Consider the following 24,858-nt stretch of genomic DNA (forward strand, 5'->3'; position numbering starts at 1 on the left):
CCCGCCGCCGCGACCGCGGTTCACCCGAAAATCACTCCGACGGCGGCTCCGGCATCACGCCTGCCGGAACCGGTCCGTCGCCGCCCTCAGCTCCTCCGCGATGCCGCGCGCCCCCGCGTTGTGGCCCGCGAGGTCGACGAGCACCAACTCGCTGTCGGGCCACGCCTCCCGCAGCCGCCACGGAATGCCGAGCAGGTTCCCGAAGTCCAGGGTGCCCTGCACCATCACGCCCGGGATCCCCCGCAGGGAATCCGCGTCCCGCAGGACGACCTCGTCACCGCCGAGCCAGTGGTCGTGGGCGAAGTAGTGCGTGACGGTGCGCGCGAAGCCGGCCCGGAACGCCGCGTCCTCGTAGCGCGGCACGGACCGCGGCGGCGCCGGTACGAACGCCGTCTCCCAGTCCGTCCAGGCTCGCGCCGCGGCAGCCCGTACGTCGGGGTCGGGTGACTCCAGGAGGCGGTTGTAGGCGGCGGCCAGGTCTCCGTCGCGCTCCCCTTCCGGCACTCCGTCGCGGAACGCCTCCCACGCCTCGGGAAAGATCCGCCCGAGCCCTCGTGTCAGCAGGTCGACCTCGGCGCGGCTGCCCGTGGCGACCCCCGTGAGGACCAGCTCCGAGACGCGGTCGGGGTACGTCTGCGCGTACCGCAGGCCCAGCACCGAACCGAACGAGGCGCCCCACACGAGCCACCGCCCGATGCCCAGGTGGCGCCGCAGCAGCTCCAGGTCGGCCGTCAGATGCTTGATCGTGTTGACGGACATGTCGGTCGCCGGATCGCTCGCGTGCGGCGTGGAACGGCCCGCGCCGCGCTGGTCGAGCAGGACGATCCGGTACGCGTCGGGGTCGAAGTAGCGGCGGGAGAAGGGCGTGCAGCCGGAACCGGGTCCTCCGTGCAGCACCACGGCCGGCTTGCCGTGCGGGTTTCCGCAGGTCTCCCAGTACACGCGGTTGCCGTCACCGACGTCGAGCATGCCGTGGTCGTAGGGTTCGATGTCCGGATAGAGAGCCATCGGGGCAGGGTAACCGCGCCCCCGCTCACTCCGCCTTCGCGTTTCGCATGCGCCCGTACGCGTACACGCAGCCCGCGAGCGCCAGGTCGGAGAGAAGCATGAAGCCGATGGAGTACGAGTCCTTGGCGCTGTAGATCGCGCCCATGACCAGCGGCGGCAGGAACCCGCCGAGACCGCCCACCGCGCCCACGATGCCCGTGACGGAGCCGACCTGCGGCTGCGGGGTGACCTGCGAGACGAGGGCGAAGACGCTGCCGCTCGCGGTGCCGAGGCCCGCCGCCATGCACAGGAAGCAGATCGTGCCCATCGGGTTCAGCGTCGGGTCGAAGGCCTGCACGACGGCGAAGAACGCGACGACCGCGAGGGCGACCGTGGTGACCGTGGCCGGGTGGATCCGGTCGGAGAGCCAGCCGCCGATGGGCCGGAAGATCACGGTGACGAGTGCGAAACCGGCGGCCTTGGTGCCCGCGTCGGTGGGCGACAGGTCGTACCAGGTCTTCAGATACGTGGGCAGGTACACCCCGAACGCGACGATCCCGCCGAAGCCGATCGCGTAGAGGGCGGAGAGCTCCCACGTCACCCGCAGCCGTCCCGCCTGCCCGAGGCGGGTGCCGAGGGAGCTGGTGGGGACGGGACGGTCGGGGCGGTCGGAGATGAGGAAGAAGGCGAGCACCGCGAAGGCGGCGAGCGCGATCGCCACGACGACGAACGGCAGGTTCTCGCCGTGCTTGGCGATGCGCGGGGTGAAGTAGCCGGAGAGTGCCACGCCACCCATGCCCATGCCGAAGACCCCGAGCGCGAAGCCCCTGCGGGCGGGCGGGAACCAGGAGTTCACCAGCGGGATGCCGATGGCGAACGTCGTCCCGCCGAGGCCGAGCAGGAAACCCACCGCGAGCATCGCGCCGAAGCTGTGCTTGGCCGGGATGATCAGCAGCACCGGGACGATGGTGAGCGCCGAGACGAGCGGGAACATCTTCTTGGCGCCGTAGCGGTCGGTGAGCGCGCCGACGGGCACGCGGCCCAGCGAGCCGACGATCACCGGCACGGCGACCAGGAGCGACTGCTCGAAGGAGCTCAGGTTCAGCCGGTCCTTGAAGTCGCTGCCGAGGGGGGCCACCAGGTCCCACGCCCAGAAGGTGAGCGTGAAGCCGATGGTCGCCAGCACCAGGTTGCGGTAGGCGGCGCCGGGGGGCTTGGCTGCGCGAGTCTCGTCCACGTCCTCACGTTAGGAATGGGTGCCCAGTGCGGCTACTTCGCTGGGCTGTTCGGGTGGAGCCCCGCCTCGAAGGCCGCCGTGCGCAGCACCTCCCGCAGCATCTCCGGGGTGAGGCGGCCGGTGAACGTGTTGCGCTGGCTGACGTGGAAGCAACCGAAGACGTCCAGCGGCTCCTGCGCCTCCTGCTCCGGGCGTTGTGGGTGTTCCGGGTCGACCGCGAGCCGTACGTGCGCCCCGTGCCCGAACGTCGGGCGCGGCCTCGGCACCTGCCAGCCCGCGGCGGCGAAGGCGGGGAACGCGGCCTGCCAGCCGAAGCCGCCGAGCACGACGACCGCCCTGAGCGTCGGGGCGAGCAGCTTCAGCTCGCTCACCAGCCAGGAGCGGCATGTGTCACGTTCCTCCGTGGTGGGCTTGTTGGCGGGCGGCGCGCAGTGCACGGGCGAGGTGATGCGGGTGCCGTACAGCGTCAGGCCGTCGTCGGCGCTCTCGGCCGTGGGCCGGGAGGCGAGCCCGACGTTGTACAGCGCCGGGTAGAGGAACGCGCCCGAACGGTCGCCGGTGAACATCCGTCCCGTGCGGTTGGCGCCGTGCGCGGCGGGCGCGAGGCCGACGATGAGGAGCGCGGCGTCGTGCGGCCCGAAGCCGGGCACGGGCCGCCCCCAATAATCCCAGTCCTCGAACGCCGCGCGCTTGGTGCGCGCCACCTCCTCGCGCCACGCGACGAGCCGGGGGCAGGCGCGGCACTCGGTGATCCGCTGGTCCAGTTCGCTCAGGCCGTCCATGCCCCCACCGTACGTACGTCCGCGCCCGCACCCGCGCCGGGCCCGCTCAGGTCGCCACGGCCCCCAGCGCCACGAACCCGCAGATCAGCACGGCGAGAACGACGAGGAGCGGCCACACGAACCGCAGGTACTTGTCGTAGCCGACCTTCGCGAGCGCCACGCCGCCGATGGTGACGGCCGTCGTCGGCACCCACAGGTTCATCCAGCCGCTGGCCGCCTGCCAGGCCGTCACGACGACCGCCCGCGAGACGCCCGCGAAGTCGGCGAGCGGGGCGAGGATCGGCATGGCGAGCGTGGCGTGGCCGGAGGTGGAGGGGATCAGGAAGGCCAGCGGCAGGTTCACCAGGAAGACGATGACGGCGAAGAGCCCCGAGGACGTTCCCTTCACGACCCCTTCGATGGAGTGCAGCACGGTGTCCGTGATCTTCGAGTTGTTCATGATCGCCGTGACGCCGCGGGCGAGCAGGATGACCAGCGCGGGCGAGACGAAATCGGCCGCGCCCTGGATGATCGTCGAGCTCAGCCGCTGCTCCCCCATGCGCGCGACGAGCCCGACGAGGACCGCCGCGCACAGGAAGAGCGCGGCCAGCTGCGGGAAGGACCAGCCGAGTTCGAATCCGTACGGTGTCGCGTCGGCCTTGCCCGTCAGCGCGCTCGACCACGGCACGACCGAGAAGATCATGAAGGCGAAGACGAGGCCCGTGGTGACGAGCACGGCCTTGTGCAGACCGGTGAGCTCGGGCACGTCGGAGTCGTCATCGGAGATCCGATCCCGATCCCGGTCCCGGTCCCGGTCGTGGTCCCGGTTCCGGTCGCCGGGCAGGAATCCGGAGAGGGAGCGCTCGGGGTCGCGCCGGACGCGTTGCGCATAGCGGATGACGTACGCGACGGTGACGCCGGTCAGCACGATCCACATGGCGGAGCGGAGCACGATGCCGTCGCCGAGCGAGATGCCCGCAGCGGACGAGGCGACGCCCGTCGCGAAGGGGTTCACCGTCGAGCAGAGCACCCCGACGCCCGCACCGAGGATGATCACGCCGACCGCGGTCATGCGGTCGTACCCGAGGGCGAGCATCAACGGCACGATCAGACCGTAGAAGCCGAGCGTCTCCTCGGCGAAGCCCTCGACCGTGCCGAGCAGCGAGAACACGACCATGACGCCGGCGATGAGCAGCGCCCCGCGCTCACGCAGCCGGTGCGCGAGCCGTCCGATGCCGCGGTCGAGCGCGCCGGTCGCGAAGACGACGGTGATGAACGCGCCGATGGCGAGGACGAAGAGGAACACACCGGCGCTGCCGTACAGCGCTCCCGTGTTGTCGGGCGCGACCAGCGCGGTCTTCTCGTCCTGGATGCCGTAGAGCCCGTTGACGGGCGACAGGAAGAGGTCGTTGAGGCGGTCGACGAAGGACTGCCCGGAGTCGACGCGGTGGTAGGTGCCCTCTACGGGGGCGCCGGCTCTGTCGCGGTCGTACTGTCCCGAGGGGACGAGGAAGGCGAGCAGCCAGACGGCGACGGTGACGATCGCGAGGACGGTCAGGGCGCTGGGGAAGGCGAACTTGGCCTTCGTGGGCGGCTTTTCTTCCGAAGGTGCGGACGCGGTGCTCATGCGGCACCGCCGCGCGACTCTCCCGGCCGCCCGTCCTGACCGCCCTCACCGCCCTGACCGCCCTGACCGCCCTCACCGCCCTGCCCGCCGAAGCCGGCCGCGTACTCCCTTACGAAGGCGCACAGCGCGATGACCGTGCCGCGCAGCTCCGAGAAGAGGACGCGCTCGTTCGGGGCGTGCAGATTGCACATGCTGTCCTGCGCGCCGAAGAGCAGCACCTCGGCGCCGGGGGCCGCCTTGGCGAGCCCGTTGACGAGCGGAATGGACCCGCCGGTCGCCACGTACGAGGCGTCCTGCCCCCAGCCCTCCCGCAGGGCGGCGAGCGCGGCGCGGTGGGCGGGGCCCCCGGTGGCGGCCTCGAAGCCGGGCCCGGTGTCGCCGGGCGTGACGGTGAGCGGAACGCCGAAGGGCCTGAGGGAGCGCAGGTGCTCGACGAGCCTGTGCTGCGCCTCCCTCGGGTCCTGCCTCGGGTGGAAGCGGAGGTTCAGTTTGGCTCTGGCGTGCGGCACCACGGCGGAGGCGGCGTGCTGCACGCCGGGCGCGTCCAGACCGATGACGGTGATCGCGGGCCCGCTCCACAGCCGTTCGCCGAGGCTGCCGCTGCCCACGAGCGGCACGCCCTCGCGTACGCCCGCGAGCGAGCGGAACTCTTCCTCTGTGTACGAGGTGCCGGTCCACTCCTCGCGTCGCAGCCCTTCGACGGCGACGTCTCCGTGGACGTCGTGCAGGGTGGCGAGGGCCTTGAGGAGGACGAGCAGCGCGTCGGGGGCCGCGCCGCCGAACTCGCCGCTGTGGCGCGGCTCGTCGAGGGTGCGGACCTCGACGGTCACCTCGGCGGCGCCGCGCAGTCCGGTGGTGAGGGTGGGGGTGCCGGGGCGCAGGTTGCCGAGGTCGGCGATGACCATGGCGTCGCAGGCGAACCGATCCGGGTCGGTGGGCGGGTAGTCGTCGAAGGAGCCCCCGTACTCCTCCTGTCCCTCGATGACGAACTTGACCCCGACCGGCGGCCGCCCCTCGTAGGCCCGCACCATCCCGAGGTGCGCGATCACGTTGGACTTGTCGTCCGCGATGCCCCGGGCGCGCAGCCCGCCCTCGACCGGCGTGGGCTCGAAGGGCGGGGACTTCCAGAGCGACGCGTCGCCGGGCGGCTGCACGTCGTAGTGGCCGTAGAGCAGGACGGTCGGCGCGTCCGGCGACGGGGGCGGGATCTCCCCGTAGATCACGGGGGCGGTGTCCGGCAGGTCGAGCCGCTCGACGTGCGGGACACCGGCGTCGCGCAGCAGCCCGGCCACCAGGTCGTGCGCCTCCTCGACCGGCCCGGCGGGGAAGCCGGGGAACGCGATCGAGGGGATCGCGGCGAGCCGTTCCAGGTCGGCGCGGAGTCCGTCCATCAGACCGTCGACGGTGGCTTCGAAAGACGTCATGGGCAGCGCTCCCGGGAGTGGCGACCGATTTGATGCGATCGGTCCGCATTATCGGCGGCCGGGCTCAGCGGATTCCGGACGGCTCGCCGGGAGGCAGACATGCCGCACCGAAGCCGGACTAAGGTCGACACATGGCTTCGGAGACTTCAGGGGACGGCGGCCGGGGCGCCGCGCCGGGCGGTGGTTCGACGGGGGAGGGTTCCGTGCGGGTCGATGCGTGGATCTGGTCGGTCCGTCTCGCCAAGACCCGTTCGGCGGGCGCCGCCGCGTGCAAGGGCGGCCACGTCCGGGTCAACGGGGAGCGCGTCAAGCCCGCGTACGGCCTGCACGTGGGCGACGAGGTGCGCGTACGCCAGGCCGGCGGCCGGGAGCGCATCGTCGTCGTGAAGCGCCTCATCCGCAAGCGCGTCGGCGCGCCCGTCGCCGTCGAGTGCTACGTCGACAACTCGCCGCCCCCGCCGCCCCGCGAGGCGGTCGCCCCCGCGGGCATCCGCGACCGCGGCACCGGCCGCCCCACGAAGCGGGACCGCCGCGAGATGGAGCGGCTGCGGGGAGCGGAGGGCTAGGAGCGTGGAGCTGGGGGCTATGGGATAGGGGCTAGAGGGCCACCGGGACCGCCCGCACCCACGTGCCGTCCTCCGTCAGGTACGCGTCGACCTTCAGGCCCGCCTCCGTGAGCGCCGTCTCGAACTGCTCCCGGTCGAGGGGTCTGGCCCGGAACGTCTGGGTCCACTCGGCGTCCGGGAAGACGTACTCCGCGCGCACCTCGTTCACGCCGTCGCCGACCGGCGTCGCCGACACGATCCGCACCGTGTAGCCCCCCGGGTCGACCCGCTCTCTCGGCAGGTTCGTGTGGTAGTCCGCGCCCTCCCGCTGGATCAGCACGCAGCCCTGGTCCGTGACGTGGCTGCGGCAGACGCGCAGCATCCCGCGCCGGACGGCCTCGTCGCCCGTGTGCACGAGGAACGACGCGAGCATCACCACGGGGAACTTCTCGTCCAGGTCGAGCTTCTCTATGGGGCTGCGGACCGTCCGCACCCCGCCGTCGAGCACGGCGACCTTCTCCAGCATCTCGGCGGACTCGTCCACGGCCGTGACCCGGAAGCCCCGCTCCAGGAGCGGGCGGGTCACCCGGCCCGCACCACAGCCGAGTTCCAGGATGTGCGCCCCGGCGGGCGCCGCGGCCTCGATGACATCGGGCTCGTCCCCGACGGACAGGCGCGTGTACAGCTCGACCGCGCACCCGTCCGGCGTGATCGCGCCGGGTCCTGTCCCCTCGTATCCCTCACGCATCTCCACGCTCATGCCCGCCCAACGAAGCGTGCGGCACGTCCGGTTCCCGGCGCCCGCACCGTCCCGCCCGCTACAGCGGGAACCAGCCATGCCCCGTGTACCAGTGGCCACCCGCCCGCACGTGGTCGCCGACGGCCCGCTCCACCCGCGTGCGCCTGGGAAGTTCGGCCACGGGAAGGTCCCGGTCGCCGAAGACGAAGCCGATCGGGTCGCCGTCCGACGGCTCCCGCCCATACCCCGCCGCGAGACGGAATCGCCGCTGGAAGCGGACGATGTTCGAGTCGTCGGGAAGGTAGGTCCGCAGCTGCGGGTCGAGCAGCCAGGAATGGCAGACGGCTGTCTCGAAACGTTCCTCGGGGAAGTGGCGGGCGAAGAACTCCCGCGCCAGGGACAGCGACCGGTCACAGGCCTCCGGCGTCAACGCGCCCCGGAAGTCGGTGATGTGGATGTTCAGGCACAGGTCCCCCGGTCCCGCCCGGTGCCCGGCCGCCGCGGCCGCGCCGCCCATGCGCTCGCCCAGCACGGCCCGCTGGAACTGCAGCCTCCCCAACTGGTACAGCTCGCCCCGGAAGTGCAGAGCGAGCCAGTCCGGCACGAGGAGCCCCCGGCTGCCGCGCGCCCTGCGGTGCACCGCCAGATGGCGCCCGAGGTCGGCGAGGGTGCGCCGCGAGACGTCGTCGGGGATGCCGCGTCCGCGGTGGTACGCGCGTACGTGCTCCAGCGCCGCCACGTACACGTACACGGAGAAGCAGCGCCCCAGCTCGCCCCACGCCTCGGGCAGCACGGGCGGCGCGGACAGCTGCCCTCCGACGACCTTTCCCATGTCGCGCACGACGGCGTCCGTGCACCGGTCGAGCAGCCAGCGCGCCTCCGGGTCCGCCCACAGCCGGCCGCGCAGCGCCACGAGCGGGTTGATGTCCTCGTGCGGCACGGCGAGGTCGAGGAGCACCTCCGGCAGCTCGTCGGCGTCCGGAAGCACCGCGGCGGCCTGCGGCTCACCCGCGTCCTCCAGCTCCCTCAGCCACGCGGCTAGGTTTTCGTCGGCCCTGAGCGCTTCCAGCACGTTCCCACCCTCTTTATCCTGTAAAGGAGGAGATGACCTCACATGATGCGTACAGGCAGTGAACCGGTGACCGCGCGCAGTCCCCTGCGGATGCGTTTCTGGTTCAGCGTATGGGGCCTGGCCTGGGCCGTCTTCGGCACCGTGGCCTTCGCGCTCGCCGGCCGCACGGGGTGGGCCGCGGTGTGCGGGGCGCTGCTCGTCGTGATCGCCGCCGATATGGCGTGGGTCGTACACCGGATGCGGCAGGGCCCGCACTACCAGCCGGGCAGGGGCGTGCCGCCGTACGAACCGCCCGGCGCCCGGTAGTCACCGGGCGCCGGGCAGGACAGTGTGCGCCTACTCGTCGTCGAAGCGGGCCGCCGCCAGGTACTCGGGCTGCGGGTCGAGAGCGGCCGCGAGCCGGAAGTGGCGGCGCGCCTGCTCTGGCCGCGCGCCGCGTTGGTAGGTGCGGGCCAGCGCGAAGTGCGCGAACGCGTTGTCCGGCTCGCGCTCCAGGACGATGCTGAACTCCAGCTCGGCGGCGCGCAGTTGCGCGGCGGCGAAGAAGGCGCGGGCCCGCAGCAGACGGGCGGCCGTGTTCTCGGGGTGGGCGGCGATGACGGTGTCGAGCAGTTTCACCGCGCCGCGCGGATCCCGGGCGGCAAGAAGCTGCTCAGCCGCCCGGAAGTCGATGACATGGGTCTCCGGGGTGATTTCGGGCACGCCGGGCTCCTTCCCTCGCTCCCCCGCGTCAACGCCCGCCGCACCCCGGCCTATTCCGCACGCACGGGAACACGTGCCCCACGCGCGCGTGGCGATCTCTCCCGTGCCGACCGCTGTGCGGGTGCTACGCGCGTGCCCTGCGTTCCAGGTCCGCCCAGACCTCAGCGACCCGCTTCGGGAGACCTTCCAGCGGGCCGTCGTTGTCGATCACGATGTCCGCGATCTCCAGGCGCTTCTCGCGGGTGGCCTGGGCTGCCATCCGCGCGCGGGCGTCCTCTTCGCTCATGCCACGCAGGCGCACCAGGCGGTCCAGCTGGGTGGCGGGGCTCGCGTCGACGACGATCACGAGGTCGTAGAGCGGCGCGAGGCCGTTCTCGGTGAGGAGGGGCACGTCGTGGACGACGACGGCGTCGCCGGACGCGGCCTGTTCGAGCTCGGCGGAGCGGGCGCCCACCAGGGGGTGCACGATCGCGTTGAGCGCGGCCAGCTTCTCGGCGTCCGCGAAGACGACCGCGCCCAGCTTCGGCCGGTCGAGCGAGCCGTCCGGAGCGAGGACGTCCGCGCCGAAAGCCTCGACGACGGCCGCCAGACCGGGAGTTCCGGGCTCCACGACTTCCCGCGCGATCTTGTCCGCGTCGATCAACACGGCACCCGCCGCGACGAGCAGCCGCGACACCTCACTCTTACCGGCACCGATGCCGCCGGTCAGGCCAACTTTCAGCATGCACGGAAGCCTAGGGCCTGGCCCTACGCGTCGCCCTCGCGCTCGGCGAGGAAGCGTTCGAAGTCACGGCCGATCTCGTCCGCCGACGGGATGTCCACCGGCTCGGCGAGCATGTTGCCCCGCTCCTGCGCGCCCGCCGCGGCGTCGTACTGGTGCTCGAGGCCCTGGACGAGCGCGACGAGTTCCTCGTCGCCCTCCTGGATCTGCCGGTCGATCTCGGTCTGCGTCCGGTGCGCCTCGGTGCGCAGCCCGTGGGCGACGCTCGGCAGCACCAGTCCGGTAGCCCCCGTTATGGCCTCCAGGACCGTCAGGGCGGCGTCGGGGTACGCGGAGCGCGCGATGTAGTGCGGCACGTGCGCGGCGACGCCCAGCACGTCGTGGCCCGCCTCCAGGAGGCGGTACTCGACGAGGGACGCGGCACTGCCCGGCACCTGCGCCTCGTCGAAGGGACTGCGGTGTCCCGGCACCAGGTCGGTGCGGTTGCCGTGCGGGGTGAGTCCTACGGGGCGGGTGTGCGGCACCCCCATGGGGATGCCGTGGAAGTTCACGGAGAGCCGCACGCCGAGCCGCTCCACGATCTGCTGGACGGCCGTCGCGAACCGCTCCCACTCGACGTCGGGCTCGGGCCCGGAAAGCAGCAGGAAGGGCGCGCCGGTGGCGTCCTGGACGAGGCGGACGTCGAGCGTCGGCACTTCGTAGTCGCTCCAGCGGTCGCGCCGGAAGGTGAGCAGCGGGCGGCGGGCGCGGTAGTCCACGAGCCGGTCGTGGTCGAACCTGGCCACCACCTGCCCGGGCAGGCTGTCCGTGAGCCGCTCGACGATCTGGTCGCCGGTTTCGCCCGCGTCGATGTATCCGTCGAAGTGGTAGAGCATGACAAGTCCGGCCGACTCCTGGGCGAGCGCCATGTCGACGACGGCGAGGCCCTTCGGCTCCCATGCGTACAAACCCTGCGGATCAAGCACTGTGACCGCTCCTCCTCGTGTTCGTAGTGGAGAACACGCGCAGCGTCACGGGCATTCCCGGCCTTCCTTGCCCAGTCGACGAGTTGAAGAGCTGGTCCATACCTTGACGCGGACATGCCCCGCCTCTACGTTCATGGGTACGTCCAGTGTTCATGTACAAGAACTTACTCAAGAACACACCTCAGCCTCAGCCGACGGGAAGGCCACCCCCATGCGCACCCGACGCCCCCTGCTCACCGCCCTGTTCGCCACGACAGCCACCACCGCACTCCTGGCCGCGCCCTCCGCCGCGACCGCGTCATCCGCCCCGACGCGGACCATCGAGGTGTCCACGGCCGCCGAGCTGAAGGCGGCGCTGGGCGACGCCTCCCCCGGCGACACGATCCACGTCGCCGACGGAACGTACTCCGGGAACTTCAAGACCTCCGTGGCGGCGAGCGCCAACTCCCGCATCACGCTGACCGGTTCGTCGAAGGCGGTGCTCAAGGCGGGCGGCGGCTACGGCCTCCATCTGAACGGCGCCGCGTACTGGACGGTGAAGGGCCTCACCGTCACCGGCGGCCAGAAGGGCATCATGATCGACTCCGCGCGGGGCGTCGTCGTGGACACCGTCACCGTCCACGGCCTCGACATGGAAGGCGTCCACTTCCGCACGTCGAGCAGCGACGGCGTGATCAAGAACTCGCGGATCTACGACACCGGGAACGACGACCGCGGCATGGGAGAGGGCGTCTACGTAGGCACCGCCAACACGCTCTCCGACAAGAGCGACCGCGTCCAGATCCTCGGCAACACCATCGGCCCGGACGTGGGCGGCGAGGCGGTCGACCTCAAGGAGGGCACCACCGGCGGCAAGGTCTCGGGCAACACGTTCGACGGCAGGGGCCTGACCGGCAACCATTACGACGACTCGTGGATCGACGTGAAGGGCAACAACTACGTCATCGAGAACAACACGGGCAAGAACACCACGAACAACGGCTACGAAACCCACTCCCAGCAGTCCGGCTGGGGCTGCGGCACGGTCTTCCGCGCCAACAGGTCCACCCTGACGGGCGCCACGGGCGACAAACAACTGGCCATCAACGTGACGAACCAGAGCACGTCGTGCAAGACGACGGTCTACGCGAGCAACACGGTGACGGGCGGCAGGGGCCTGACGAACATCCCGGTGACCCCCTAGAAGCAGGTCCCGAAGGGACAAGCTTTTAGGGGCGCGGGGAACTGCGCGCCCAGCCCCCACCGAACCGGCACCCGAAAACACAGAAGCGGGCCCGCACCTCCGAAGAGGTACGGGCCCGCAACGTTCAACTACCGCCTAGAGAGAGCGACGCGAGGTCAGCTCTGACCGCCGGCGAGCTTCTCACGCAGCGCGGCAAGCGCCTCGTCGGAAGCAAGGGCGCCGGAGTTGTCGTCCGACTCCGAGGAGTACGAACCGCCGCCACCGGTACCGGCGGACGGGGCCGCGCCGGCCGGAGCCGCCGCACCCTCGGCCTCGGCCTGGGCGTCCGCCTCGCGGGACTTGATGACCTGGGCCTGGTGCTGCTCGAAGCGCTGCTGCGCCTCGGCGTACTGGCCCTCCCAAGCCTCGCGCTGGGTCTCGAAGCCCTCGAGCCAGTCGTTCGTCTCGGGGTCGAAGCCCTCGGGGTAGATGTAGTTGCCCTGGTCGTCGTAGGACGCGGCCATGCCGTACAGGGTCGGGTCGAACTCGACGGCCGACGGGTCGGCGCCGAAGGACTCGTTGGCCTGCTTCAGCGACAGCGAGATCCGGCGACGCTCGAGGTCGATGTCGATGACCTTGACGAAGATCTCGTCGTTGACCTGGACGACCTGCTCCGGGATCTCCACGTGGCGCTCGGCCAGCTCGGAGATGTGGACCAGGCCCTCGATGCCCTCGTCGACGCGCACGAACGCACCGAACGGAACGAGCTTGGTGACCTTACCGGGAACGACCTGCCCGATCTGGTGCGTGCGGGCGAACTGCTGCCACGGGTCTTCCTGCGTCGCCTTGAGCGACAGGGAGACACGCTCGCGGTCCATGTCCACGTCGAGAACCTCGACGGTGACTTCCTGGCCGACCTCGACAACCTCGGAGGGGTGGTCGATGTGCTTCCAGGAGAGCTCGGAGACGTGGACGAGACCGTCGACGCCGCCGAGGTCCACGAACGCACCGAAGTTGACGATCGAGGAAACGACGCCGGAGCGGACCTGGCCCTTCTGCAGGGTCGTGAGGAAGGTCTGGCGGACCTCGCTCTGGGTCTGCTCGAGCCAGGCACGGCGGGACAGGACCACGTTGTTGCGGTTCTTGTCCAGCTCGATGATCTTGGCCTCGAGCTCCTTGCCCACGTAGGGCTGAAGGTCGCGGACGCGGCGCATCTCGACGAGGGAGGCCGGCAGGAAGCCACGGAGGCCGATGTCGAGGATGAGACCACCCTTGACGACCTCGATGACGGTACCGGTGACGATGCCGTCTTCTTCCTTGATCTTCTCGATCGTGCCCCAGGCACGCTCGTACTGAGCGCGCTTCTTGGACAGGATCAGACGGCCTTCCTTGTCCTCCTTCTGGAGAACCAGGGCCTCGATCTCGTCACCGACGGCGACGACCTCGTTCGGGTCGACGTCGTGCTTGATGGAGAGCTCGCGGCTGGGGATGACGCCTTCGGTCTTGTAACCGATGTCGAGCAGGACCTCGTCCCGGTCGACCTTCACGATGACGCCGTCGACGATGTCGCCGTCGTTGAAGTACTTGATCGTCTCGTCGATCGCGGCGAGGAAGGCTTCCTCGTTACCGATGTCGTTGACCGCTACCTGCGGAGTGGTGGCGGTGGTCTCGGTGCTGCTCGTCATGTGGGAAAGGGCTCCGGTACGGACATTGAAGTCGTAGGTACTGCAACGCCGGAGCCGATTTCGCACTCTGTAGAAGCCGGACAGCCTAGGAAGCGCGACTCCCGCGAAACGGAAGGCGCCTCGACAACCGAGGGGACATACAACAGACGCGAGCGCAGCCTGCTATGTCTGAGGAGCGCAGGCTCGCAGCGCAACTTGTAGCATACGGGGGCAGCCGGACAGGGTCAATGCGCGAAGGCGCACACCCGGGGCGGATCGCCGCATACCCGGCACAAAACCTGTCGCATGAGGCCACACGGGCCGCACCGCGCCCCCTTCGCGACGAGGTTCGACGGAAGACACGGAAGAGTACGACGATGGAGCCGATCATCCAAGAGTCCGAGCTGCCCGAACCCGAAGCCACCCGGCGTGACGCGAACGTCACGGAGAGCAGCCGCGCGAACCGCGGCTGGTGGGACCGGAATGCCGACGAGTACCAGATCGAGCACGGCACGTTCCTCGGGGACGACCGCTTCGTGTGGGGTCCCGAAGGGCTCGACGAGGTCGAAGCCGAGCTGCTCGGTCCGCCCGAGGAGCTCAAGGGCAAGGACATCCTGGAGATCGGCGCGGGCGCCGCGCAGTGCTCGCGCTGGCTGGTCTCGCAGGGCGCCAGGCCGGTCGCGCTCGACCTCTCGCACCGCCAGCTCCAGCACGCCCTGCGGATCGGCGGAAACGTTCCCCTGGTGCAGGCCGACGCCGGGGTGCTCCCCTTCAAGGACGGCTCCTTCGACCTCGCCTGCTCCGCCTATGGAGCGCTGCCCTTCGTGGCCGACCCCGTGCTCGTCCTCAAGGAGGTGCGGCGCGTGCTGCGGCCCGGCGGCCGCTTCGTCTTCTCCGCGACGCACCCGATCCGCTGGGCCTTCCCCGACGAGCCGGGTCCGGAGGGCCTCTCCGTAGCGGCCTCCTATTTCGACCGCACTCCTTATGTGGAGCAGGACGAGCAGGGCAACGCGGTCTACGTGGAGCATCACAGGACGATCGGCGACCGGGTGCGGGACATCGTGGCCGCCGGGCTGCGTCTCGTCGACATCGTGGAGCCGGAGTGGCCCGCCTGGAACACCCAGGAGTGGGGCGGCTGGTCCCCGCTGCGCGGAAACCTGATCCCGGGGACGGCCATCTACGTGTGCGTACGAGACTGAGTACGTGACCGGTCTCCGTAACGAAGCGCTGGACCTGCCCGTACGCGACGCGCTGCCCGCCCTCCGCTCCGCTCTGGAGGGGCCGGGCAGCGCCGTGCTGTGTGCCCCGCCGGGGACGGGCAAGACGACGCTGGTGCCGCTGGACCTGGCCGGGCTGCTCGATGCCTCGCGGGGGTCGCGCCGGGTCGTCGTCGCCGAGCCGCGGCGGATCGCCGCGCGGGCGGCCGCCCGGCGGATGGCGTGGCTGCTCGGCGAGAAGGTGGGCGACAGCGTCGGCTACACCGTGCGCGGTGAGCGCGTGGTGGGCGCGCGCACGCGCGTGGAGGTCGTCACGACCGGTGTCCTGCTGCAGCGGCTCCAGCGCGACCAGGAGCTGGCCGGCGTCGACGTGGTCATCCTCGACGAGTGCCACGAGCGGCATCTGGACGCGGACACCGTGGCGGCGTTCCTGGTGGACGTGCGGGCGGCGCTGCGGCCCGAGCTGCGGCTGGTGGCGGCGTCCGCGACGACCGACGCGGAGGGCTGGGCGCGGCTCCTCGGGGACGCGCCCGTGGTGGAGGCGCGCGGGACCGCGCACCCCGTGGAGGTGGTGTGGGCGCCGCCGCCGCGCGCGGTGCGGCCGCCGCACGGGATGCGGGTGGATCCCGCGCTGCTGTCCCATGTGGCGTCGGTGGTGCGGCGGGCGCTGGCCGAGCGGGACGGGGACGTCCTCTGTTTCCTGCCCGGGGTCGGCGAGATCGCGCGGGTCGCCGGGCAGCTGACGGGCCTCGGCGACGTGGAGGTGCTGCAGGTCCACGGGCGGGCACCCGCGGCGGTGCAGGACGCGGTGCTCACCGGGTCGGCGGGCCGGCGCGTGGTGCTCGCGACGTCGGTGGCCGAGTCGTCGTTGACGGTGCCCGGGGTGCGGGTGGTCGTGGACTCGGGGCTCGCGCGGGAGCCGCGGGTGGACCACGCGCGCGGGCTGAGCGCGCTGGCGACGGTGCGGGCCTCGCAGGCGGCGGGGCGGCAGCGGGCGGGCCGGGCCGGGCGTGAGGCGCCGGGGGCGGTGTACCGGTGCTGGGCCGAGGCCGAGGACGGGCGTCTGCCGCGTTTTCCCGCCCCGGAGATCAAAGTGGCCGACCTCGCGGCGTTCGCGCTCCAGGCGGCCTGCTGGGGCGATCCCGACGCCTCCGGGCTCGCACTCCTCGATGCACCGCCGGGCGGCGCGATGGCGGCGGCCCGTGAGGTGCTCGCCGCGGTCGGCGCGGTGGACGCGGGCACGGGCCGTGCGACGGAGCGGGGGACGCGGATGTCCCGGGTGGGACTGCATCCCCGGCTCGCGCGGGCCCTGCTCGACGCCGCGCCGCGGGTCGGCGCCCGCCGTGCGGCGGAGGCGGTGGCGCTCCTGAGCGAGGAACCGCCGCGCGAGTACGGCGACGACCTGGCGGGCGCGTGGCGGGCGGCGCGCGCCAGCAAGGACGCGTACGGGTCGCGGTGGCGGACCGAGGCGAGGCGCCTCGCGTCATCGGCGCCCGGAGGCCCCTCCGAGGGCGCCGGCAGCGACGAGTACGTGGCCGGTCTGGTGGCCGCTCTCGCGTTTCCGGAGCGGGTGGCCCGGAGTGTGGGCGGCGGGACGTATCTGATGGCGGGCGGGACCCGCGCCGAGGTCCGGCAGGGCTCCGCGCTGTCCGGGGCGCGATGGCTCGCGGTGGCCGTGGCCGACCGTCCGGTGGGCGCGGGCCACGCGCGCGTGCTCCTTGCCGGGCACGTCGACGAGGGCGTGGCGCGTGACGCGGCGGCCCCGCTGCACTCCGAGGGCGACGAGGTGGCGTGGAGCGGCGGTGACGTGGTGGCGCGGCACGTGGAGCGGCTCGGCGCGGTGGAGCTCGCGGTGCGCCCTTTGAAGGAGTCCGCTCCGCGGCTGGTGCGGGAGGCGCTGTTGGCCGGTCTTCGGGAGGAGGGGACGGGGCTTCTGAAGTGGTCGCGTGGCGCGCGGGAGCTGCGGGAGCGGCTCGCGTTCCTGCACCGCCACCTCGGGGCGCCCTGGCCCGACGTATCGGAGAACGCGCTGCACGCGCGCGTGGACGAGTGGCTGGAGCCGGAGCTCTCCCGGTCGGCGCGCCGGGCCGATCTCGGACGCATCGACGCCGGGCAGGCCCTTGGGCGGCTGCTGCCGTGGGCGACGGGCGAGGCGACGCGCCTCGACGAGCTCGCCCCTGAGCGCCTTGAGGTGCCGAGCGGGTCCCGGATCCGGATCGACTACTCCGACCCCGAGCAGCCGGTGCTCGCCGTCAAGCTGCAGGAGATGTTCGGCCTCGCCGACACCCCGCGCATCGCGGACGGCAGGGTCCCCGTCGTCGTCCACCTCCTGTCCCCCGCGGGGCGTCCTGCGGCCGTCACCGCCGACCTCGCCTCCTTCTGGCGGTCCGGCTACCGCGCGGTCCGTTCCGACCTGCGCGGCCGCTACCCGAAGCACCCGTGGCCGGAGGACCCGGCGACGGCCGAGCCGACCCGCCACACCAAGGCCCGGCAGGCCGCGCGGGGCTCTGAGGGGTAGCAGCCGCGGGACGGGGCCCTAGGCGTTGACGGGTTCCGGTTCGGGGTCGCTCTCCGCCGTGGGCGCCGGATCGCCGGGCCTGCGGCTGCGGGCCTCCAGCCAGAGCGCGAGGGCCAGCAGAAGGATGCCGAGGGTCAGGAATCCCCAGGGGAGGTACGAGGTCAGCAGGAGGACCAGGACGCGCTGGGACTTGACCAGGTCGACGGTGTCCTTGATGTAGTCCTCGCGCATCTTCACGTGCCCGGAGAAGACGGTGACCTTGTCGCGGTCGCCGAGGAGGGTGCCGCCGCGGAGTTCGTTGTTCTGGATCTCCTCTCCGTAGACGGGCGCTCCGGTGGTGGGTTCGACCCAGAACTTGCGGACGGTGGTGTACCAGCGGGTGGTGCCCGTCTTGGCGAGGGACTCCGGAGTGATGCCTTTGACGGGCATCGTCTTCGGGAAGGGCACTTTGGTCCAGGGGATGGTCTGCTCGAAGTAGTAGACCTCCAGGCCGCGGAAGTTCTGGGTGCCCTTGTAGTGGATGGGGCGGGTGACGCGGGCCTGCGCGTCGAAGTACTCGTAGTCGCGCTTCTCGGTGAGGAAGGGCCACTTGAACTCGATGCCCTCGCGTTTGACGGGGTCCCCGTCGACCGCTTCTCCCGTGGCGTGGACGGGTTCCTGGCTGTGCGCGTCGAAGATGTACCGCTCGGGGATCTTGGAGACCATCTTGCCGTCGGCGTCCTGGACGTAGGAGAGGGCGTCCCAGACCACGACGTCGCGGTCCGCCGTCTTCTCGATCTTCTCGGAGGCCTCGACGTTGCCCTTGAGGGTCTGCACGATGGTGACCTTGTCGATCTTCTCGGCCTTCATGGAGCCGTAGTCGATGAGGGTCGGGTCGTCCGCCTCCAGGACCGCCTCCTGGTACTGGCTCGGCGGGATCTTGGCGAGCCGCGGGAAGGCGTACCAGCGCATGAGCGGGGACATGGCCGTGCAGAACACGGCGAAGGCGAGCAGGACGAGGCTGGCCTTGCGGCGCATCGCGGCGGCCCTCCCTACGTCTATGGGTGCTTGGGGACAGTGGTGAGGAGCGGCTCGGGGGACGTCTCGCCCGATGGGGCGCCGATCGCCGTGATGGTCAGGACCAGGGCGAGCGCGGCGGCGAGACCTGCGGCGGCGGCGATGAGAGCGCGCATGCGGGGCCTCCCGATTCGGCGTACGGCCGGAACTGATAGGTCGTCAGGCCGGGCACCGTAGCAACGGACGGGCGAGATGAGAACACGTTGCACAACACAGGACCGCCCCTCCGCCGTGGTGGCGGAGGGGCGGTCCTTGTCGCCGCGTGGCGGGCCCGCGCGGGCCCGTCCGGTCAGGCGCCGGGCGAAGCGCTCGTGGAGGCGCTCGGCGACGCGCTGGGCGAGGCACTCGCGGAGTCCGACGGCGACGGCGTCGCGTCGGGCTCCGGCGCGGTCACCTTCAGCTCGACGGTCAGCGTGGCGCCGCCCTCCGTGACGATGCGCAGCAGGTACGTGCCGGCCGCGCCGTCCGCGTACATCTTCGGGAGCTTCAGCACGCCGTTCGGGCCGGTCTTCAGGCCCGTCAGGGTGCGGACCGGGTTGCCGTCCGCGCCCTTGAAGTACGGGCCCTTGTCGTTGGCGGAGGCGTCCGTCGCCGACTTGATCATCGTGGCGGTCGCCGCGACGCCGTCCGCGACCTTGCCCTTGTGCGTCGCCCTGACCTCGACCTGGTCGGCGAACTCCTTGCCCGTCTCGCAGACGAGCGCCTTGTCGCTGGTCCTGGCGAGCGCGTCGGCGACGCGGGCGAGGGTCTGCGCCTCGAAGTCGACGCGGGACGCCGCCTTGCCCGGGACCCGGGCCTGCACGACGAACTTGCCGGCCTTCTGCCCCGCCTTCAGCACCGGCGCGGTGGCCTTGCCCCGGGAGTCCGTGGTGACGGTGACGCTCCGCGCGCCGCCCTCGAAGCGGGCGTCCGTGTCACCGGACACCGTGAACCGCACCTTCACCTTGGGCACGAAGGCGCCCGACTCGGTCAGGGCACGCACCGCGACGCGCTCGCCGAAGGCGTTGCCCGTCTTCGCGACGAGGTCGCCCGTCCCGGCGTTCGCCAGCATGTCGACGTCCGCGGGCTTCGGCTTCTCCGAGCCGCCACCGCTCGGCGGCGTCGGCTTGGAGCTGCCGCCGCCGTTGTTGCCCGGCTTGTCGGCGCCGGAGCCGGGCCGCGGCTTCGGCTTGGACGACGGGGAGTTCGACGGCGTCGGGTCCGGGCGCAGGCCCGGGTAGCGGGTGTCGCTGCGGTCGTCCGGCAGAACACCTGTGCCGTCGGGGATCTCGTGGGTGCCCTTGCGGTAGTACTCCAGCCACGACAGGACCGTGTTCAGGTAGTCCGTCGACCGGTTGTAGCTCAGGATCGCCTTGTGCAGGTCGGCCTCGACGGACAGGTCGCGGTCGTTCGCACACAGATAACGGCCCGCGGCGAGCGCCGCGTCGTAGATGTTGTTGGGGTCCTTCTCGCCGTCGCCGTTGCCGTCCTGGCCCCAGGTCGCCCACGTCGACGGAATGAACTGCATCGGGCCGACGGCACGGTCGTGCGTGGTGTCCCCGTCGTACGCGCCCCTGTCGGTGTCGGTGATCTTCGCGAAGCCGTTGCCGTTCAGGGGCGGGCCGAGGATCGGCTTGATCGTCGTGCCGTTCGCGTCGACACGGCCGCCGCGGGCCTGGCCGGACTCCACCTTGCCGATGGCCGCGAGGAGTTGCCAGGGCAGGTTGCAGCCGGGCTTGTCCTTGTTGAGGGCCGTCTCGGCCTTCTTGTACGCGTCGAGGACCGTGACGGGCAGGCCCGCTTCCTGCTTGGTGTTCCCGCCGTTCGGCGGGACGGGGCTCTTCAGCTCCGGCAGGTCGGTGTAGTACGGGGAGTCGCCGGTCGCGGAATCACCGGACGGCGGTGGGGTGTCGGCCGCGCCCGCCGCCGGCCCCTCGCGTCCCACGTCCGTCACGCCCGGTGCCTGCGACGCGGCGAGGGCCGCCACCGCCGCCGCGGCGACCGCGGCGGTCACCGTTCCTCTGCGCAGCCGCCTGCCGATTACCGGCCCCATGACCGAGCCACCCCTCCCCATTGACGACTGTTGCGCGTCGCCCCACCCCCGGTGCACGCTTGCTTTCGCACGCGCGTGCTCTCAGTGGATCGACTCAGCCGACACTACGACAACTTCACGCGCCCAGGCACCCGTTCGTGCCCGGTTTTTACCGGTTGGCAGGACCGCCGCGACAGGTCTGTTACGCAGCGGGGTCCCAGGTCTCCCCCTCCGGCTCCACCGAGCCGTCCGGGACCTCACTGATCTCACTCTCCGGGGTCAGCCCCTGCACGGCGGAACGGCCCTTGTTCAGACCGCGGTGGACGGCCTGCGCGATGCGCTCGACGGTCCGCACGCCGTACGCCATCGACGGGTTCCCGTGGCTGAGCACGACGATCCGGTACGTCCGTCCCTCGCCCTTGAACACCCCGACGCTGTGCACGCGCCAGCCCAGGGTCGCACGGGGCAGCCAGCCGTTCTTGAGGTGGGCGCGGACACCGCGCGGCATACCGGCGGGCACTCCCCAGCGCTGGTCGCGCCGTACGTCGGCCATCTGCCGCAGGCCGTACGCACGCGCCCGCTCCTTCAGTACGTCACGTGCGCGACCGGCGCCCGTCAGCACGCCGAGGAGCCGCATCTGGTCGGCGGCGGTGGTCCGGGTCAGGCCCCAACGGCCGTACGGGCCGAGCGTGGTGGCCGTCGTGCCGACGCGGCGCAGGAAACGGGAGAGGTAGGGGTGGCCGAGGTCGTTCCAGAGCCGTCCTGCCGCGTTGTTGTCCGACGTGGTGATCATGGGGCGGATGTGGCGGCGTTCCCACGCGGTGAGGTCGCGGCTCCACTCCTGCGCGCGGCGCAGTGCCGCCTCCATCATCAGGACCTTGGTGACGCTCGCCGCGTCGTAGCGCCGGTTCCCGGCGAGGTCGCAGGTGAGGCCGGTGCGGGTGTCGTGGACGGACACGGAGACGCTGCCCGCCCTGGACGACAGCGCCGCCCGGATGTCCTTGGACACCCGGGCGGCGAGAGCACGGTCCTGGCCCGCCGTGCAGAGGGCGGCGCCGCTGCCGTGCTGGGGGCGGCTGGCCTCGGCGGCGGTGACGGGTATGGGGGCGAGGAGGGCCGTGGTGAGCGCGGCGGCGAACGCTGCGCGGGGCTTTCGCAGGTGAGGAGCCATGCGGTCATCCTGACGCGGGGGTCAGGGGGCGGCGCCTGCTTGGGGGCCACGCGGGTGAGCCCGCGTTTTCCCGTGCGGGTGCGTGGGGGCTCGTCGCGCAGTTCCCCGCGCCCCTGGAAGCCGGGCCGCCTTCCGGCTGCGGGTGCGTGGGGGGTGCTCGCGCCGTTCCCCGCGCCCCTAAAAGCCGGGCCGCCTTTTGGGTGCGGGTGTGTGGGGGGGGGTGCTCGCGCAGTTCCCCGCGCCCCTAAAAGCCGGGCCGCCTTTTGGGTGCGGGTGTGTGGGGGGTGCTCGCGCCGTTCCCCGCGCCCCTGGGTGGGGCTCCTGGGCGTTCCGGTATGTGTCGCGTCTCTGGGCGGGACGAGCGTGTGGCCCTCGGGTGGACGAGTCAGGGGCGCGGGGAACTGCGCGACCAGCCACAGCTGGCCCGCAGTCGAAAGCGCACCCCCCGCAGAGCGGATCCGGTCCCCGGCCCAGGAGGGCTAGTGCGCTGCGGATTCCCAGTCCGGCCCAACCCCCACCGACACATCCAACGGCGCTCGAAGCGACACCGCCCCGGCCATCTCCCTCCGCACCAGCTCCTCCACCTTCGCCCGCTCGCCCGGCGCGATCTCCAGGACGATTTCGTCGTGGACCTGGAGCAGCATCCGGGAGTCCAGCTTCGCCTCCGTGAGCGCCCCGTGGACGTTCAGCATCGCGATCTTGACGATGTCCGCCGCCGTGCCCTGGATCGGCGCGTTCAGCGCCATCCGCTCCGCCATCTCGCGCCGCTGGCGGTTGTCGCTGTTGAGGTCAGGCAGGTAGCGCCGGCGACCGAGCATCGTCTCCGTGTAGCCCGTGGCGCGGGCCTCGTCGACCGCGCGGCGGAGGTAGTCCCGCACCCCACCGAACCGTTCGAAGTACGTGTCCATCAGCGCACGCGCCTCGCCCGCCTCGATGTTCAGCTGCTGGGAGAGGCCGAACGCGGACAGGCCGTACGCCAACCCGTACGACATCGCCTTGATCTTGCGCCGCATCTCCGCGTCGACCGCCGAACCGTCCACGCCGAACACCTGCGAGGCGACGGTCGTGTGCAGGTCCTCGCCGGAGGAGAACGCCTCCAGGAGGCCCTCGTCCTCGGAAAGGTGCGCCATCACGCGCAGTTCGATCTGGCTGTAGTCCGCGGTCATGAGGGACTCGAAGCCCTCGCCGACCACGAAGCCGCGGCGGATCGCCCGGCCCTCGTCCGTGCGGACGGGGATGTTCTGCAGGTTCGGGTCCGTGGAGGAGAGCCGGCCCGTCGCCGCCACCGTCTGGTTGAACGTGGTGTGGATACGGCCGTCCGCGGCGGTCGTCTTGATCAGACCCTCGACCGTGACGCGCAGCTTCGCCTGCTCGCGGTGGCGCAGCATGATGACCGGCAGTTCGTTCTCGGTCTGCGCCGCGAGCCACGCCAGCGCGTCCGCGTCCGTGGTGTACCCGGTCTTCGTCTTCTTCGTCTTGGGGAGGTTCAGCTCGCCGAAGAGGACTTCCTGGAGCTGCTTGGGCGAGCCCAAGTTGAACTCGTGGCCCGCCGCCGCGTGCGCCTCCTTCACGGCCTGCTGCACCGCGCCCGCGAACTGCTGCTCCATGGACTGCAGATGCTCGCGGTCCGCCGCGATGCCGTGCCGCTCCAGGCGGGCCAGGAGCGCGGACGTCGGCAGCTCGATGTCCGTGAGGAGATCGCTCGCGCCGACCTCCGTCAGCTTCTCGCCGAACGCGGTGCCGAGGTCGAGGATGGTGCGGGCCTGCGACATCAGGGAGTCGGCCTCGGCCCGGTCGTCCTCCTCCGTACCGAAGGCGAGCTGTCCGTCGGCCGCCGAGGCGGGCGCCAACTCACGGCCCAGGTACTCCAGGGACAGCGCGTCCAGCGCGAAGGAACGACGGCCGGGCTTCACCAGGTACGCGGCGAGTGCCGTGTCCATGGTGACGCCCGCCACCGACCACCCGTGCTCGGGGAAGACCCGCATGACCGCCTTGGCGTTGTGCAGCACCTTCGGCTTGGCCGGGTCGGCGATCCACGCGGCGAACGCGTTCTCATCGGCCTCGTCCAGCGTCGCCGGGTCGAACCAGGCGGCCGCCCCGCCGGCCGCGGCGAGCGCGACCTCGGTGACCGTGCCCGTGCCCAGCTGCCAGGTGTCGACCGTGGCCAGACCCAGGACCGCGTTGCCGTGCTCCGCCAGCCACGGCGCCAGCTCACCCGCGCCCAGCACCGAACCGTCCAGCTCCACACCCGGCTCGGCAGGGGCCTGCTCGGCCTCCGCCGCGCCCGGGTCGACGGCCAGCAGCCGCTCCCGCAGCGACGGGTTGCGGATCTCCAGGGTGTCCAGGACCATCGCCAGCGCCGTACGGTCGTACGGAGCGCGCTCCAAGTCGGCGACCGTCTTGGGAAGTTCGACGTCGCGCACCATCTCCGTCAGGACACGGTTCAGCTTGACCGCCTCCAGATGGTCGCGGAAGTTCTGCCCCGCCTTGCCCTTGACCTCCTCGGCACGCTCGACGAGGTCGGCGAACGAACCGAACTGGTTGATCCACTTCGCGGCGGTCTTCTCACCCACACCGGGGATGCCGGGCAGGTTGTCCGACGGGTCGCCGCGCAGCGCCGCGAAGTCGGGGTACTGGCTCGGGGAAAGCCCGTACTTCTCCTGGACCTTCTCCGGCGTGAACCGCGTCAGCTCCGAGACGCCCTTCGTCGGATACAGCACCGTCACGTGGTCGGTGATCAGCTGGAACGAGTCACGGTCACCCGTGACGATCAGCACGTCAAAACCGGCCGCCTCCGCCTGCGTGGCCAGCGTGGCGATCACGTCGTCCGCCTCGAAACCGTCGACCGCGAACCGCACCGCGTGCATCGCGTCGAGCATCTCGCCGATCAGCTCGACCTGCCCCTTGAACTCGTCGGGCGTCTTCGAACGGTTCGCCTTGTACTCCGGGAACTCCGTGGAGCGCCACGTCTTGCGCGACACGTCGAACGCCACCGCGAAGTGCGTGGGCGCCTCGTCACGCAGCGTGTTCGCCAGCATCGACGCGAAGCCGTAGATCGCGTTCGTCGGCTGGCCCGTCGCGGTCGTGAAATTCTCCGCGGGCAGCGCGAAGAACGCCCGGTACGCCAGGGAGTGCCCGTCCATGAGCATCAGGAGCGGGCGCCGCTCACCACCGGCCTGCCCGGCCTTCGCCGCCGCCGTCTCGGACTTCTTCTTCGCTGCTGTTTCTGCCACGTCCCCGATCCTGCCACGCCCCACTGACACTCCGGCTCCACCGAAC

Annotated in this window: 21 protein-coding genes; 5 read left to right on the forward strand and 16 right to left on the reverse strand. The window is 71.5% G+C overall.

Annotated features, from left to right (window positions below):
- Window positions 1-54: 54 nt before the first annotated feature.
- From pip to DEJ49_RS08420, 5 genes are read right to left on the reverse strand one after another with little or no spacing between them, the layout of a single operon-like run.
- Window positions 55-1,008 carry a prolyl aminopeptidase gene (gene pip / locus DEJ49_RS08400; protein ID WP_150183537.1) on the reverse strand — a complete coding sequence of 318 codons (954 nt, stop codon included), beginning with the start codon at window positions 1,006-1,008 and terminating at the stop codon, window positions 55-57.
- A gap of 25 nt (window positions 1,009-1,033) precedes the next feature.
- Entirely contained in the window at window positions 1,034-2,224 is a 1,191-nt protein-coding gene (locus DEJ49_RS08405; RefSeq protein ID WP_150183538.1) for a nitrate/nitrite transporter, read from the reverse strand.
- Window positions 2,225-2,256: 32 nt separating this feature from the next.
- Window positions 2,257-3,006, reverse strand: coding sequence for a uracil-DNA glycosylase (locus DEJ49_RS08410; protein ID WP_150183539.1), 750 nt, complete (start codon window positions 3,004-3,006; stop codon window positions 2,257-2,259).
- Window positions 3,007-3,052: 46 nt separating this feature from the next.
- Window positions 3,053-4,612: a YfcC family protein gene (locus DEJ49_RS08415; protein ID WP_150183540.1), complete on the reverse strand. Its 1,560-nt coding sequence runs from the start codon at window positions 4,610-4,612 to the stop codon at window positions 3,053-3,055.
- Window positions 4,609-6,036, reverse strand: coding sequence for a M20/M25/M40 family metallo-hydrolase (locus DEJ49_RS08420; RefSeq protein ID WP_150183541.1), 1,428 nt, complete (start codon window positions 6,034-6,036; stop codon window positions 4,609-4,611). Before DEJ49_RS08420 ends, DEJ49_RS08415 begins: the two co-directional genes overlap by 4 nt.
- Before the next feature lie 131 nt (window positions 6,037-6,167).
- Here DEJ49_RS08420 and DEJ49_RS08425 point away from each other — a divergent pair, with 131 nt between their 5' ends.
- Window positions 6,168-6,602, forward strand: coding sequence for an RNA-binding S4 domain-containing protein (locus DEJ49_RS08425; protein WP_150183542.1), 435 nt, complete (start codon window positions 6,168-6,170; stop codon window positions 6,600-6,602).
- 31 nt (window positions 6,603-6,633) lie between these two features.
- On the opposite strand, the gene DEJ49_RS08430 is transcribed toward DEJ49_RS08425, so the two are convergent.
- Together DEJ49_RS08430 and DEJ49_RS08435 are read right to left on the reverse strand one after the other, a co-directional pair.
- The gene (locus DEJ49_RS08430; RefSeq protein ID WP_223832771.1) at window positions 6,634-7,341 is read right to left on the reverse strand and encodes a class I SAM-dependent methyltransferase; all 708 of its coding nucleotides are present in this window, start codon (window positions 7,339-7,341) and stop codon (window positions 6,634-6,636) included.
- Between the two features lie 58 nt (window positions 7,342-7,399).
- Entirely contained in the window at window positions 7,400-8,308 is a 909-nt protein-coding gene (locus DEJ49_RS08435) for an acyltransferase domain-containing protein (RefSeq protein ID WP_150188115.1), read from the reverse strand.
- Window positions 8,309-8,437: 129 nt separating this feature from the next.
- Between DEJ49_RS08435 and DEJ49_RS08440 the strand changes: the two genes are divergently transcribed.
- Window positions 8,438-8,698, forward strand: a complete 261-nt coding sequence (locus tag DEJ49_RS08440; RefSeq protein ID WP_150188116.1) for a DUF6343 family protein — start codon at window positions 8,438-8,440, stop codon at window positions 8,696-8,698.
- A gap of 30 nt (window positions 8,699-8,728) precedes the next feature.
- Here the strand turns inward: DEJ49_RS08440 and DEJ49_RS08445 are convergent, their stop codons facing one another.
- The 3 genes from DEJ49_RS08445 to DEJ49_RS08455 form a co-directional block, all read right to left on the reverse strand.
- Window positions 8,729-9,094, reverse strand: a complete 366-nt coding sequence (locus tag DEJ49_RS08445) for a tetratricopeptide repeat protein (RefSeq protein ID WP_150183543.1) — start codon at window positions 9,092-9,094, stop codon at window positions 8,729-8,731.
- A gap of 124 nt (window positions 9,095-9,218) precedes the next feature.
- On the reverse strand, window positions 9,219-9,818 hold the full coding sequence (gene coaE, locus DEJ49_RS08450; protein WP_150183544.1) for a dephospho-CoA kinase: 600 nt from the start codon (window positions 9,816-9,818) through the stop codon (window positions 9,219-9,221).
- Window positions 9,819-9,841: 23 nt separating this feature from the next.
- Window positions 9,842-10,780 (reverse strand): PAC2 family protein, encoded by a 939-nt coding sequence (locus DEJ49_RS08455; RefSeq protein WP_150183545.1) that lies wholly within the window; start codon window positions 10,778-10,780, stop codon window positions 9,842-9,844.
- Between the two features lie 211 nt (window positions 10,781-10,991).
- Between DEJ49_RS08455 and DEJ49_RS08460 the strand changes: the two genes are divergently transcribed.
- Window positions 10,992-11,963 (forward strand): right-handed parallel beta-helix repeat-containing protein, encoded by a 972-nt coding sequence (locus DEJ49_RS08460; protein ID WP_150183546.1) that lies wholly within the window; start codon window positions 10,992-10,994, stop codon window positions 11,961-11,963.
- A 155-nt stretch (window positions 11,964-12,118) separates the two neighbouring features.
- Here the strand turns inward: DEJ49_RS08460 and rpsA are convergent, their stop codons facing one another.
- Entirely contained in the window at window positions 12,119-13,627 is a 1,509-nt protein-coding gene (rpsA, locus tag DEJ49_RS08465) for a 30S ribosomal protein S1 (protein WP_150183547.1), read from the reverse strand.
- A gap of 356 nt (window positions 13,628-13,983) precedes the next feature.
- Here rpsA and DEJ49_RS08470 point away from each other — a divergent pair, with 356 nt between their 5' ends.
- Together DEJ49_RS08470 and hrpB are read left to right on the forward strand one after the other, a co-directional pair.
- The gene (locus DEJ49_RS08470; RefSeq protein WP_150183548.1) at window positions 13,984-14,805 is read left to right on the forward strand and encodes a class I SAM-dependent methyltransferase; all 822 of its coding nucleotides are present in this window, start codon (window positions 13,984-13,986) and stop codon (window positions 14,803-14,805) included.
- Window positions 14,806-14,809: 4 nt separating this feature from the next.
- Complete coding sequence (hrpB, locus tag DEJ49_RS08475) at window positions 14,810-17,341, forward strand: ATP-dependent helicase HrpB (protein ID WP_150183549.1); 2,532 nt, start codon at window positions 14,810-14,812, stop codon at window positions 17,339-17,341.
- Window positions 17,342-17,359: 18 nt separating this feature from the next.
- On the opposite strand, the gene DEJ49_RS08480 is transcribed toward hrpB, so the two are convergent.
- The 5 genes from DEJ49_RS08480 to polA all read right to left on the reverse strand — a co-directional run bounded on the left by DEJ49_RS08480 (window position 17,360) and on the right by polA (window position 24,728).
- Window positions 17,360-18,358 carry a DUF3068 domain-containing protein gene (locus tag DEJ49_RS08480; RefSeq protein ID WP_150183550.1) on the reverse strand — a complete coding sequence of 333 codons (999 nt, stop codon included), beginning with the start codon at window positions 18,356-18,358 and terminating at the stop codon, window positions 17,360-17,362.
- Window positions 18,359-18,378: 20 nt separating this feature from the next.
- On the reverse strand, window positions 18,379-18,513 hold the full coding sequence (locus tag DEJ49_RS08485; RefSeq protein WP_150183551.1) for an SPW_0924 family protein: 135 nt from the start codon (window positions 18,511-18,513) through the stop codon (window positions 18,379-18,381).
- 173 nt (window positions 18,514-18,686) lie between these two features.
- Window positions 18,687-20,429, reverse strand: coding sequence for a lytic murein transglycosylase (locus DEJ49_RS08490; RefSeq protein ID WP_150183552.1), 1,743 nt, complete (start codon window positions 20,427-20,429; stop codon window positions 18,687-18,689).
- Window positions 20,430-20,610: 181 nt separating this feature from the next.
- A complete protein-coding gene (locus DEJ49_RS08495; RefSeq protein ID WP_150183553.1) occupies window positions 20,611-21,579 on the reverse strand; it encodes a serine hydrolase in 969 nt (322 codons plus the stop codon).
- 479 nt (window positions 21,580-22,058) lie between these two features.
- On the reverse strand, window positions 22,059-24,728 hold the full coding sequence (polA, locus tag DEJ49_RS08500; RefSeq protein WP_411757231.1) for a DNA polymerase I: 2,670 nt from the start codon (window positions 24,726-24,728) through the stop codon (window positions 22,059-22,061).
- Window positions 24,729-24,858: the final 130 nt, after the last annotated feature.

Origin of the sequence: Streptomyces venezuelae (assembly GCF_008642335.1) — a bacterium.
In the GTDB taxonomy this organism is placed as follows: Bacteria; Actinomycetota; Actinomycetes; order Streptomycetales; family Streptomycetaceae; genus Streptomyces; species Streptomyces venezuelae_F.

Coding starts and splice junctions, on each gene's coding strand:
- DEJ49_RS08460 (WP_150183546.1), top strand. CDS start 10,992: ATGCGCACCCGACGCCCCCTGCTCACCGCCCTGTTCGCCACGACAGCC.
- DEJ49_RS08430 (WP_223832771.1), bottom strand. CDS start 7,341: ATGAGCGTGGAGATGCGTGAGGGATACGAGGGGACAGGACCCGGCGCG.
- DEJ49_RS08495 (WP_150183553.1), bottom strand. CDS start 21,579: ATGGCTCCTCACCTGCGAAAGCCCCGCGCAGCGTTCGCCGCCGCGCTC.
- coaE (WP_150183544.1), bottom strand. CDS start 9,818: ATGCTGAAAGTTGGCCTGACCGGCGGCATCGGTGCCGGTAAGAGTGAG.
- pip (WP_150183537.1), bottom strand. CDS start 1,008: ATGGCTCTCTATCCGGACATCGAACCCTACGACCACGGCATGCTCGAC.
- DEJ49_RS08425 (WP_150183542.1), top strand. CDS start 6,168: ATGGCTTCGGAGACTTCAGGGGACGGCGGCCGGGGCGCCGCGCCGGGC.
- DEJ49_RS08480 (WP_150183550.1), bottom strand. CDS start 18,358: ATGCGCCGCAAGGCCAGCCTCGTCCTGCTCGCCTTCGCCGTGTTCTGC.
- DEJ49_RS08490 (WP_150183552.1), bottom strand. CDS start 20,429: ATGGGGCCGGTAATCGGCAGGCGGCTGCGCAGAGGAACGGTGACCGCC.
- DEJ49_RS08470 (WP_150183548.1), top strand. CDS start 13,984: ATGGAGCCGATCATCCAAGAGTCCGAGCTGCCCGAACCCGAAGCCACC.
- DEJ49_RS08415 (WP_150183540.1), bottom strand. CDS start 4,612: ATGAGCACCGCGTCCGCACCTTCGGAAGAAAAGCCGCCCACGAAGGCC.
- polA (WP_411757231.1), bottom strand. CDS start 24,728: ATGCTCATGGACGGGCACTCCCTGGCGTACCGGGCGTTCTTCGCGCTG.
- DEJ49_RS08410 (WP_150183539.1), bottom strand. CDS start 3,006: ATGGACGGCCTGAGCGAACTGGACCAGCGGATCACCGAGTGCCGCGCC.
- DEJ49_RS08440 (WP_150188116.1), top strand. CDS start 8,438: ATGCGTACAGGCAGTGAACCGGTGACCGCGCGCAGTCCCCTGCGGATG.
- DEJ49_RS08485 (WP_150183551.1), bottom strand. CDS start 18,513: ATGCGCGCTCTCATCGCCGCCGCCGCAGGTCTCGCCGCCGCGCTCGCC.
- DEJ49_RS08420 (WP_150183541.1), bottom strand. CDS start 6,036: ATGACGTCTTTCGAAGCCACCGTCGACGGTCTGATGGACGGACTCCGC.
- rpsA (WP_150183547.1), bottom strand. CDS start 13,627: ATGACGAGCAGCACCGAGACCACCGCCACCACTCCGCAGGTAGCGGTC.